Annotated in this window: 9 protein-coding genes; 2 read left to right on the forward strand and 7 right to left on the reverse strand. The window is 72.2% G+C overall.

Features of this window, described 5'->3' with window-relative positions; translation table 11 throughout:
* Positions 1-57: 57 nt before the first annotated feature.
* The 6 genes from E2E34_RS24915 to E2E34_RS24940 all read right to left on the reverse strand — a co-directional run bounded on the left by E2E34_RS24915 (position 58) and on the right by E2E34_RS24940 (position 7,264).
* The gene (locus tag E2E34_RS24915) at positions 58-453 is read right to left on the reverse strand and encodes a ribosomal maturation YjgA family protein (RefSeq protein ID WP_244316071.1); all 396 of its coding nucleotides are present in this window, start codon (positions 451-453) and stop codon (positions 58-60) included.
* 27 nt (positions 454-480) lie between these two features.
* Positions 481-1,632: an XdhC family protein gene (locus E2E34_RS24920; protein ID WP_138904159.1), complete on the reverse strand. Its 1,152-nt coding sequence runs from the start codon at positions 1,630-1,632 to the stop codon at positions 481-483.
* Between the two features lie 38 nt (positions 1,633-1,670).
* A complete protein-coding gene (locus E2E34_RS24925; RefSeq protein WP_138904160.1) occupies positions 1,671-3,137 on the reverse strand; it encodes an NCS2 family permease in 1,467 nt (488 codons plus the stop codon).
* A 255-nt stretch (positions 3,138-3,392) separates the two neighbouring features.
* Positions 3,393-5,777 (reverse strand): xanthine dehydrogenase family protein molybdopterin-binding subunit, encoded by a 2,385-nt coding sequence (locus E2E34_RS24930; protein WP_138904161.1) that lies wholly within the window; start codon positions 5,775-5,777, stop codon positions 3,393-3,395.
* A gap of 3 nt (positions 5,778-5,780) precedes the next feature.
* On the reverse strand, positions 5,781-6,371 hold the full coding sequence (locus E2E34_RS24935) for a (2Fe-2S)-binding protein (protein WP_138904162.1): 591 nt from the start codon (positions 6,369-6,371) through the stop codon (positions 5,781-5,783).
* A 2-nt stretch (positions 6,372-6,373) separates the two neighbouring features.
* Positions 6,374-7,264 carry an FAD binding domain-containing protein gene (locus E2E34_RS24940; RefSeq protein ID WP_138904163.1) on the reverse strand — a complete coding sequence of 297 codons (891 nt, stop codon included), beginning with the start codon at positions 7,262-7,264 and terminating at the stop codon, positions 6,374-6,376.
* 360 nt (positions 7,265-7,624) lie between these two features.
* Here E2E34_RS24940 and E2E34_RS24950 point away from each other — a divergent pair, with 360 nt between their 5' ends.
* On the forward strand, positions 7,625-9,376 hold the full coding sequence (locus E2E34_RS24950; protein WP_138904164.1) for a PucR family transcriptional regulator: 1,752 nt from the start codon (positions 7,625-7,627) through the stop codon (positions 9,374-9,376).
* Between the two features lie 312 nt (positions 9,377-9,688).
* The gene (locus tag E2E34_RS24955) at positions 9,689-10,462 is read left to right on the forward strand and encodes a hypothetical protein (protein WP_208765328.1); all 774 of its coding nucleotides are present in this window, start codon (positions 9,689-9,691) and stop codon (positions 10,460-10,462) included.
* 108 nt (positions 10,463-10,570) lie between these two features.
* Here E2E34_RS24955 and E2E34_RS24960 read toward each other — a convergent pair.
* A partial coding sequence (locus tag E2E34_RS24960; RefSeq protein WP_138904166.1) for a GntR family transcriptional regulator occupies positions 10,571-11,211 on the reverse strand: 641 nt, incomplete at its 5' end.

The following is an 11,211-nucleotide window of genomic DNA, read 5'->3' on the forward strand; positions in this document are numbered from 1 at the left end:
TGACGACGCGGCCCTGCCCGGGACCGGCCCGTGGGGCGTCCGGGCAGGGCCGCGTCGTCACGCGTGGCGCGGGCCGCCCGGCCGGGGAACCACGGTGCGTATGAGCAGGAAGAGACCCGCCCCGGCGGCGTACCGGAGCAGATCCGGCGCGTTGAAGGTCGAGCCGAGCACCAGCCGCGCGAGGACGCCGCGTTCGGCGAGGGCAGCGGGTACGCCGGTGAGCTGGGCGTATTCGACCGCCCGGCTCAGGACCAGCGCGACCGCGCCGGCGACCACCGACCCGGTCGCGGGTGCGACGAGCACGACGAGCGTGCACAGGGGGACGGTGCAGAGCGCGTCCCCCGCGTACTTCGCCACCGCGCCGTCCGCGACGCTCCGCACGCCCAGCCCCGCGCACAGGGTCAGGCCCGCGGCCACGGCCGCCAGGAGGCGCGTACGGCGAAGATCGCTCACGGCGGACACTGTACGTCCGCACCACCGTCAGGCGACGGAACCTATCCGGCCGGCCGGGGCCTGAGGACCCTCGTGGTGGATCGGGGTGTGCGCGCCGGTGAGCGACACGCCGCTGCCGCCGCGCCGGGCGGCGACGATCTCCGCGGCGATGGACAGCGCGGTCTCCTCGGGCGTACGGGCGCCGAGGTCGAGGCCGATGGGGCTGCGCAGCCGGGCCAGCTCCAGCTCGGTGACGCCGACGTCCCGCAGCCGCCTGTTGCGGTCCTCGTGGGTGCGGCGGGAGCCCATCGCGCCGACGTAGGCGACCGGCAGCCGCAGGGCCCGCTCCAGCAGGGGTACGTCGAACTTCGCGTCGTGGGTGAGGACGCAGAGCACCGTTCGGCCGTCGACGCCGGTCGACTCCAGATAGCGGTGCGGCCAGTCGACGACGATCTCGTCCGCGTCGGGGAAGCGCGCGGAGGTGGCGAAGACGGGCCGCGCGTCGCACACGGTCACGTGGTAGTTGAGGAATTTACCCACGCGCACCAGCGCGGAGGCGAAGTCGATGGCGCCGAAGACGATCATGCGCGGGGCGGGGACGCTCGACTCGACGAGGAGCGTCAGCGGCCGGCCGCAGCGTGAGCCGTCCTCGCCGATGAGGACGGTGCCGGTCCGTCCGGCGTCGAGCATGGCACGGGCCTCGCCCGCCGCCGTACGGTCCAGCTCGGGGTGCCCGCCGAGGGCGCCTTCGTACGAACCGTCGGGGCGGACGAGCAGGGCGCGGCCCATGACCTCGGCCGGCCCGTCGGTGATCCGCGCGACCGCCGCCGCATCCCCACATGCGGCGGTGGCCAGCGCTGCCGCGAACACCTCCCCGCCGGGAGAGTCCGCGCGTACCGGGGTGACGAGGATGTCGATCACGCCGCCGCAGGTCAGACCCACGGCGAACGCGTCCTCGTCGCTGTAGCCGAAGCTCTCCAGGACGGTTTCGCCGTCCTGGAGGGCCTGCTGGCACAGGTCGTACACCGCGCCCTCCACACACCCGCCGGAGACGGAGCCGATCGCCGTGCCTTCGGAATCGACCGCGAGGGCCGCTCCGGGCTGCCGGGGCGAGCTGCCGTGCGTCGCCACGACCGTGGCCACGGCGAACTCACGACCCTGCTCGACCCACCGGTTGAGCTCTTCGGCGATGTCCAGCATGACTGTCTCCTTATGGGGTGGGGAGGGCTCGGGGCGGTCTAGCCGACGCCCAGCCAGGACTCGATGGGGTGGATCGCGAAGTACACGATGAAGATCGCCGTCAGGCCCCACATGAAGGCGCCCACCTCGCGCGCCTTGCCCTGCGCCACCTTGATGACGACGTAGGAGATGACACCGGCGGCCACACCCGTGGTGATGGTGTAGGTGAAGGGCATCAGGACCACGGTCAGGAACACCGGGATGGCGACGGCGCGGTCGCTCCAGTCCACGTGCTTGGCGTTCTGCATCATCATCGCGCCGATGACCACCAGGGCGGCGGCGGCGACTTCCTGGGGCACGATCGCGGTGAGCGGGGTGAAGAAGAGACAGGCCGCGAAGAACGCGCCGGTGACCACGGAGGCGAGGCCCGTACGGGCACCCTCGCCGACGCCGGTCGCGGACTCGACGAAGACGGTCTGGCCCGAGCCGCCGCCGACGCCGCCGATGACACCGCCGGCGCCGTCGATGAACAGCGCCTTGGACAGGCCCGGCATGCGGCCCTTGTCGTCGGCGAGCTTGGCCTCGCTGCCCACACCGATGATGGTGGCCATGGCGTCGAAGAAGCCGGCCAGCACCAGGGTGAAGACGATCATGGTGACGGTGATGTAGCCGACTTCCCCGAAGCCGCTGAAGGACACGTCGCCGAACAGGGAGAAGTCGGGCGCCGAGACGGCGCTGCCTTCCAGCTCCGGCGCGCCGGAGAACCATGCCTTGCCCGGGATGTCGGCGATCGCGTTGAGGATCGCCGCGATGACGGTGCCGGCCACGATGCCGATCAGGATCGCGCCTGGGACGTTGCGCGCCTGGAGGGCGAAGATCAGCAGCAGGGTGACGGCGAAGATCAGAACGGGCCAGCCGGCCAGTTCACCGGCCGGGCCGAGGGACACAGGGCCGCCGCCGAGGGCGGGGTTCTCGTGCACGAAGCCGGCCTTGACCAGGCCGATCAGCGCGATGAAGAGGCCGATGCCCATGGTGATGCCGTGCTTGAGGGCGAGCGGGATCGCGTTCATGATCAGCTCGCGCAGACCGGTGACCACCAGGAGGCAGATCACGGCGCCGTAGGCCACGCACATGGCCATGGCCTGCGGCCAGGTCATGACCTGGATGACCTGCGAGGCGAGTACGCCCGACACGCTCAGACCGGCGGCCAGGGCGAGCGGGACCTTGCCCCAGAAGCCCATCAGCAGGGTCGTCGCGGCGGCGGCGAGAGCAGTCGCGGTGATCAGGGCGGGCTGGCTGAGGACATTGCCCGCCACGTCCTTGCCGCCGAGGATCAGCGGGTTGAGCAGGAGGATGTACGCCATCGCCATGAAGGTGGTGATGCCGCCGCGGACCTCCGTCGCAACGGTGGATCCTCTGTCGGTTATGTGGAAGTACCGGTCGAGCCAGGACCGGCCGGCGGGCTGGCGCGTTCCCGCGCCGGCGTCCTCCGCCGTGGTCGTCGGCTCTGTGGACTGCTGGGTCATGGTGCCTGTCTCCCAAGGTTCAAAGGGGCACCCGCATGGAGATTGGAAACGCGGGATTTGGGATGCTGCGAGGGCTGCACGACCCGGGGGACGGCCCGAGACGAACGGGGTGGTGACTCTGTGAGCGGATACTGCGGTTGTTGCCAGGACCGCGAGCGGTGCGGTACTTGGAGACCCCGGGCGGTGTCAGGCGGGGAAGTGTGACGTTCCTGGAGGCACGGCACCGCCCGGGGAGCTTTCGGCGGAACTCGGGGATCAGGTACCGGTGAGGTGCTCGGGCCGCACCGGCGTCCTGTTGAGTTCCAGACCCGTCGCGTTCCGGATCGCCGCGAGGACGGCCGGGGTCGACGAGAGAGTGGGGGCCTCGCCGATGCCGCGCAGACCGTAGGGCGCGTGCTCGTCGGCGAGTTCGAGCACGTCGACGGGGATGGTCGGCGTGTCGAGGATGGTGGGGATCAGGTAGTCCGTGAAGGAGGGGTTGCGCACCTTCGCGGTCTTCGGGTCGACGATGATCTCCTCCATGACCGCGACGCCCAGGCCCTGGGTGGTGCCACCCTGGATCTGGCCGACGACGGACAGCGGGTTGAGCGCCTTGCCGACGTCCTGCGCGCAGGCCAGCTCGATGACCTTGACCAGGCCGAGCTCCGTGTCCACCTCGACGACCGCGCGGTGCGCGGCGAACGAGTACTGGACATGGCCGTTGCCCTGCCCGGTCCGCAGGTCGAACGCCTCGGTGGGCCGGTGGCGCCACTCCAGCTCCAGGTCGACCGACTCGCCTTCGAGTACGTCGACCAGGTCGGCCAGTACCTCGCCGCCGTCGGTGACGACCTTGCCGCCTTCGAGCAGCAGCTCCGCCGTCGCCCAGGCCGGGTGGTACGAGCCGAACTTGGCCCGCCCGATCTCCAGGACCTTCTCGCGGACGTTCTCGCAGGTGTTCTTGACCGCGCCGCCCGTGACGTAGGTCTGGCGGGACGCGGACGTGGAGCCCGCCGAGCCGACCTGGGTGTCGGCCGGGTTGATCGTCACCTGCGTGACGCCGAGCTCGGTGCGGGCGATCTGCGCGTGGACGGTGACACCGCCCTGGCCGACCTCCGCCATCGCGGTGTGCACGGTCGCGACCGGCTCGCCGTTGATGACCTCCATCCGCACGCGGGCGGTGGAGTAGTCGTCGAAGCCCTCGGAGAAGCCGACGTTCTTGATGCCGACCGCGTAGCCGACGCCGCGTACGACGCCTTCGCCGTGCGTGGTGTTCGACAGACCGCCGGGCAGGGCGCGTACGTCGGCCTGCTCGCCGGCCGCCAGCCACTGCTGCTCGGGCGGCAGCGGCATGGCCTTGACGCGGCGCAGCAGCTCGGCGACGGGCGCCGGGGAGTCGCACGGCTGGCCGGTGGGCAGGAGCGTGCCCTGCTCCATGGCGTTGAGCCTGCGGAACTCCACCGGGTCCATGTCGAGCTTCGCCGCGAGCTTGTCCATCTGCGCCTCGTACGCGAAGCACGCCTGGACCGCGCCGAAGCCGCGCATGGCGCCGCAGGGCGGGTTGTTCGTGTAGAGCGCGATCGCCTCGATGTCGACGTCCTCGATGACGTACGGGCCGGCGCTCAGCGACGAGGCGTTGCCGACGACCGCCGGGGAGGCCGACGCGTAGGCGCCGCCGTCCAGCACGATCCGGCACTTCATGTGCGTGAGCTTGCCGTCCTTGGTCGCGCCGTGCTCGTACCAGAGCTTCGCCGGGTGGCGGTGCACGTGGCCGAAGAAGGACTCGAACCGGTTGTAGACGATCTTGACCGGCTTGCCGGTGCGCAGGGCGAGCAGACACGCGTGGATCTGCATCGAGATGTCCTCGCGGCCGCCGAAGGCGCCGCCGACGCCGGAGAGCGTCATGCGGACCTTCTCCTCGGGCAGGCCGAGGACGGGGGCGATCTGCTTGAGGTCCGAGTGCAGCCACTGGGTGGCGACGTACAGGTCGACGCCGCCGTCCTCGCCGGGTACGGCCATGCCGGACTCGGGACCGAGGAACGCCTGGTCCTGCATGCCGAAGACGTACTCGCCGGAGACGATGACGTCGGCGCGCTTGGCGGCCTCGTCGGCGTTGCCGCGGACGATCGGCTGGCGGTGCACGATGTTCGGGTGCGGGACGTGACCGATGTGGTGGTCGTCGCGGCCCTCGTGGATCAGCAGCGCGTCGGGCGCGGTGGCCGACGCCTCGTCGGTGATGACGGGCAGCTCGGCGTAGTCGACCTTGATCTTGGCGGCGGCGCGGCGCGCCGTCTCCGGGTGGTCGGCGGCGACGATGGCGACCGGCTCGCCGTGGTGGCGGACCTTGCCGTGGGCGAGAACCGGGGTGTCCTGGATCTCCAGGCCGTAGTTCTTGACCTCGGTGGGCAGGTCGTCGTACGTGAGCACGGCGTACACGCCGGGCATGGCGAGCGCCTCGGCCGTGTCGATCGACCGGATCTCGGCGTGCGCGGTGGTGGACCGGAGCGTGTAGCCCCAGAGCATGTCCTCGTGCCACATGTCCGAGGAGTACGCGAACTCGCCGGTGACCTTCAGGGTGCCGTCGGGGCGGAGCGTGGACTCGCCGATGCCGCCCTTGGTCTTCGAACCCTGCTTGATGCTGGTGGGGGTACCTGTGACGCCCATGGATCAGACCCCGCTTTCCTGGCGGTCCTGGCGAGCGGCCGCGAGGCGCACCGCGTCCAGGATCTTCTCGTAACCGGTGCAGCGGCACAGGTTGCCCGAGAGCGCCTCGCGGATGTCCGCGTCGGACGGCTCGGCGTTGCGCTCGAGGAGCTCGTCGGCGGCGACCAGCAGACCCGGGGTGCAGAAACCGCACTGCACGGCGCCGGCGTCGATGAACGCCTGCTGGATCGGGGCGAGCTCCTCGCCCTCGCCGGTCTGCGAGTCCGTTCCCTTGGCCTGCCACTGCTGGGCCGCCTGGAGGGAGGTCCCGCCGCAGGCGCCGGTCGCGCAGCCCTCTTCGCGCTGCTTGGCGAAGTCGGCGAGGCCCTCGACCGTGACGACCTCGCGGCCCTCGACCTGACCGGCGGCGACGAGACAGGCACAGACGGGCACGCCGTCGAGGCGGACCGTACAGGAGCCGCACTCGCCCTGCTCGCACGCGTTCTTGGAGCCCGGCAGGCCCATGCGCTCGCGCAGGACGTAGAGCAGGCTCTCGCCCTCCCAGACGTCGTCCGCTTCCTGCTTACGGCCGTTGACCGTGAAATTCACGCGCATTGCTATGCAGCTCCTTCAAGCGTGCGGCCGTTGCCGCGGTACTGCTCCCAGGTCCAGCCGAGCGTGCGGCGGGCCATGATCCCGACCGCGTGGCGGCGGTACTTCGCGGTGCCGCGCACGTCGTCGATCGGGTTGCAGGCGCCGGAGGCGAGCTCCGCGAACTGCTTGGCGATCGAGGGGGTGATGATTTTCCCGCTCTCCCAGAATCCGCCCTCTTCGAGCGCGGCGTTCAGGAAGTCCTCGGCGGCGCGGGCCCGCAGCGGGGTCGGGGCGGCGGAACCGATGCCGGTCTTGACCGTGCGGGTCTCGGGGTGCAGCGCGATACCGAACGCGCAGACCGCGATGACCATGGCGTTACGGGTGCCCACCTTGGAGAACTGCTGCGGCCCGTCGGCCTTCTTGATGTGGACGCGCTTGATCAGCTCGTCCGGCTCCAGCGCGTTGCGCTTCACGCCGGTGTAGAACTCCTCGACCGGGATGAGGCGCGTTCCGCGCACCGATTCGGCCTCGACCTCGGCGCCCGCGGACAGCAGGGCCGGGTGCGAGTCACCGGCCGGCGAAGCGGCGCCGAGGTTTCCGCCGACGGAGCCGCGGTTGCGGATCTGGGGCGATCCGACGGTGTGGGCGGCGAGCGCGAGGCCCGGCAGTTCCGCCCGCAGGTGGTCCATGATCTGGGTGTACGGGACGGAGGCACCGAGCTGTACGGTCTCCTCGCCCGCCTCCCACTCGCGCAGTTCGCCGATGCGGTTCAGATCCAGGAGGTACTCGGGGCGGCGGTGGTCGAAGTTGATCTCGACCATGACATCTGTGCCGCCCGCGATGGGCACAGCCGTGGGGTGCTCGGCCTTGGCGGCGAGCGCCTCCTCCCAGCTGGCGGGGCGAAGGAAGTCCATGAGGCTCTCTTCTTCTCAATCGGGTGGTTCGCGTATCGCTGGGGCTGGAGACGGCCAACCGCCGGCTGTCGACCTGGTCGTTCTAAGCCGTTCGGGTCGCTCTGAGGCGTTCATCTGCTGTTCACGTGGCTTGGCCCAAGTACACCGCCGGGGCTCCGCCTGGTGCAGTCACCGAAACCATGAAGGAGTTGGCTGGTGTCCGCCTACGTCTTGTAGATTCGAACGAAAGGCGAAGCTCGGTGGACTCACCGCTTTCCTCCGGAAACGCAGAGCACACCTTTCCGGACAACATCAAGCACCACTGCTTGAAAACGGGCCCACCATCCATCCACACCAAGAGACAGATCGGCGGCGACACCCATGCGGCTGCGCGCACTGCTTGAGACCGACGCGCTGGGCCTGCGGCTGCTCGGCGGCGACGAAGAACTGGACCGCACCGTGCGCGGTGTGATGACCACCGACCTGCGGGACCCCAGCCGGTATCTGTCCGGCGGCGAGCTGGTGCTCACCGGACTGGCGTGGCGGCGTGACGCGGACGACTCCGAGCCGTTCGTACGAATCCTGGCGAGCGCGGGCGTCGTCGGGCTCGCGGCGGGCGAGGCGGAGCTCGGCGCGATCCCGGGCGACCTCGTGGAGGCGTGCGTACGCCACCGGCTGCCGCTCTTCGCGGTCAGCGAGGCCGTCGCCTTCGCGACGATCACCGAGCACGTGGTGCGCCAGGTCTCCGGCGAGCGGGCCGGAGACCTCGCGGCGGTCGTCGACCGGCACCGCAGGCTGATGACGTCGGGCCCGACGGGCGGCGGACCCGAGGTGGTGCTGGACCTGCTGACGTCCGACCTGGACCTGCGGGCGTGGGTGCTCTCGCCCACCGGCCGCCAGATCGCGGGCGCGGGCGACCCGCTGCCGCCTGCCGTGGGGCCCGTACTGGCCGGCGAGCACCTGGCCGCGAGCCGCACGGGGCGCCGGGCGCCGCACCGGGCCGCCGTGCACGGCACGACGTACTCGCTCTTCCCGATCCGCAGCGGCGGCCGCGCCGCGGTGGCCGCCTCGCGCGACGTGCGGGAGAGCGTGCTGTCGGACTGGCTGCTGGCCGTGGAGGCGGACGCGGGCGACTGGCCCGCCGCCCGTCTGGACCTGTTGCAGGGGGTGACGCAGCTGATCGCCGTGGAACGCGACCGGCGCGACGCGGCCCGCACGGTACGCCGCCGGCTGGCCCAGGAGGTCCTGGAGCTGGTGCAGACGGGCGCGGCGCCCGCCGAGATCGCCGCCCGCCTGCGGGTGGCCGCGCCGGTGCTGCTGCCCGGCCTCGGCTCGGCGCCGCACTGGCAGGTCGTCGTGGCCCGGGTCGACTGGCTGGAAGGCGGGCCGGGCGTGGCCGGCGGGCCGGTCGGCTCCGCCGCCGCGATCCAGGCCGGGCCCGTGGCGCAGACGCTGCTGGAGGAGATTCTGGTCGACCCGGCGGTGGCCGGTTCCGACTCCTCGGACCGGATCGCGGTGGCGCACGCCGGCGACGAGGCCATCGCGCTCGTCCCGCTGCCGGCGGTGGCGCCGGACGGCGAAGGGGCCGAGGGGAGCGGTGAGCCGGGCGAAGGCGCGGCGCCCGCGCCCGCCCGTGCGGGTCTGCACGCCGACGTACTCCTGGAAGCGGTGCGCGAGCCCCTGTCCGGCGGCCTCGCCGACGACGGACGGCTGACACTGGGTGTCAGCGCGGCCGTGCACTCGGCCGAGGGCCTGCGCGGGGCGCTGGAGGAGGCGCGGCACGCCCGCCGGGTGGCGGCGGCACGCCCCGGCCGGGTCTGCGCGGCCGGTCACCACGAGCTGGCGTCGCACGTGCTGCTGCTGCCGTTCGTGCCGGACGACGTGCGCCGGGCGTTCACCGCGCGGCTGCTGGATCCGCTGCGGGACTACGACCGGCGGCACCGGGCGGAACTCATTCCCACCCTCGAGGCGTTCCTCGACTGCGACGGTTCGTGGACGCGCTGCGCGGCGCGGCTGCATCTGCACGTCAACACCCTGCGCTACCGGGTGGGCAGGATCGAGCAACTGACGGGTCGTGATCTGTCGCGTCTGGAGGACAAGCTGGACTTCTTCCTCGCGCTGAGGATGAGCTGAGAGGGGCCGCCAAGATCACCCGCACGTATGACTGCTCGCGGGCGCCGTTCCCCCGACGGGTGGTCGGGCCGCCGATGCTTCCCCGGCGGGCGGGCCCGGCGGGAGCGGCCGTTACCGGCCGAACGGGCGGCCTGACCGGGTCGATTGTGAATTCATTCACCTGAACTCTTGGCCCGGGGTGCCATTCCGTGCTGAGATTCGCCCACTGGGCACGAGCGACAATCACCTTTCACCTACGAAACGCTTTCACGGCTCCATCACTCACAGCTCAATGACGTGCTGCTCGGGGAGGGCAATGTGGCGCATACCGCCATGTCTGGTTCCGGAACGACCGCAGGGGACGGAAGCCCACTCCAGACCGCGGTATGGCGGCTGCGCTCGCGCGGCTGCTGGACCGACGCCGCGGCCCTGCTCGAACCGCATGGGGGCGACGGCCCGGCGCCCGCGGCCGCACTCCAGCGGGCCTCGCTGCTCGTGGAGCGGTGCCTGTTCACGGAGCGCGGCTGGGCGGAGGCGGAGGACGCCCTGCGTACGGCGGAGGCGGTGGCCAGGACCGACGACGAGCGGGGCGCGGCGGCCTGCGAGCGCGGCCAGTTGGCGTACGCGTCGACCGTGCTCGGCGCCCGCGACCGCGCCGACGAGGCGCGCTCCGCGCTCGGCCGGGCGGCGGCGCTGCTCGCCCCCGACGCGCCGGGCCGCCCGCTGCTCGACTTCCGGCGGGGCCTGGTCGCCGAGCACATCGCCGACTCCCCGCAGTCGGCGCGCGCCGCCTACCGCCGCGCGCACGCGGGCGCGACGGCGCACGGCGAGACGCTGCTGCTGTCGTTCACCTGGCGCCATCTGGCCGGACTGTCCTTGCGCGAGGGCGAGTTGGCGGACGCCCGGCACGGCTTCGCCGAGTCGCTGCGGATACGGGAGGAACTCGGCTACCTGGTCGGCACGGCCCCGGCCCTCGCGGCCCTGGCCGACGCCGAACCCGAACCGGAGGCGACCCGTCTGCGGGCGGAGGCGGGCCGGCTGTTCCGCCTGCTGGACGGCGTACCGACCTGGCTGGCGGCCCAGCTCTCCCCCACCGCAGCGGCATAGCCGGCCGGCAGGGGCAATCGCCGCCCCACGCTCAGCGGCCCGTGCGGGTCTGCGGGCGGCGTCCAGGCGGCTACGGCGTACGGGCTGCTCGCGGCGTACGGCCCGTGCTCAGCGGTCCGCGCCCGCGAAGTGCTCGCCGACCAGGGACTGCACCACCGTCAGGTCCTGCGCCGCCAGGGCGTCCAGCAGGGCGAGGTGTTCGGCCGCGTCCGCCAGGAGGTCCGCCCGGCGGCCCAGGCGGTCGCCGGTGAGCAGCGGCCACTGGGAGCGGCGGTGCAGGTCGTCGGCGACGGCGACCAGTTGGTGGTTGCCGGCCAGGGAGAGGACCGCGCGGTGGAACGCGCGGTCCGATTCGGCGTACGCCGCCCGGTCGCCCGTCGCCGCGGCGACCGTGGTGGCTTCCGCCAGCGGCCGCAGCTCGCACCAGCGGGCGGCCGGGACCGTGCGGGCCAGCCGGAGCATGACCGGGACCTCGATCAGGGAACGCACTTCCGCGAGTTCGGCCAGTTCCGTCGCGCTGCGGACCGTGACACGAAAGCCCCGGTTCGGCACGACCTCCACCGCGCCCTCCAGCGCGAGCTGCTGCATGGCCTCCCGGACGGGGGTCGCGGAGACGCCGAAGCGGGCGCCGAGGCCCGGGCCGGAGTAGACCTCGCCGGGCACCAGCTCGCCGCTGACGAGGGCGGCGCGCAGCGCGTCGAGGATCTGGCCGCGGACGGAGTGGCGCTGGACGGGGCGGGGGGCCGGGG

Origin of the sequence: Streptomyces albidochromogenes (genome assembly GCF_005981925.1) — a bacterium.
Taxonomy (GTDB): Bacteria; Actinomycetota; Actinomycetes; order Streptomycetales; family Streptomycetaceae; genus Streptomyces; species Streptomyces albidochromogenes.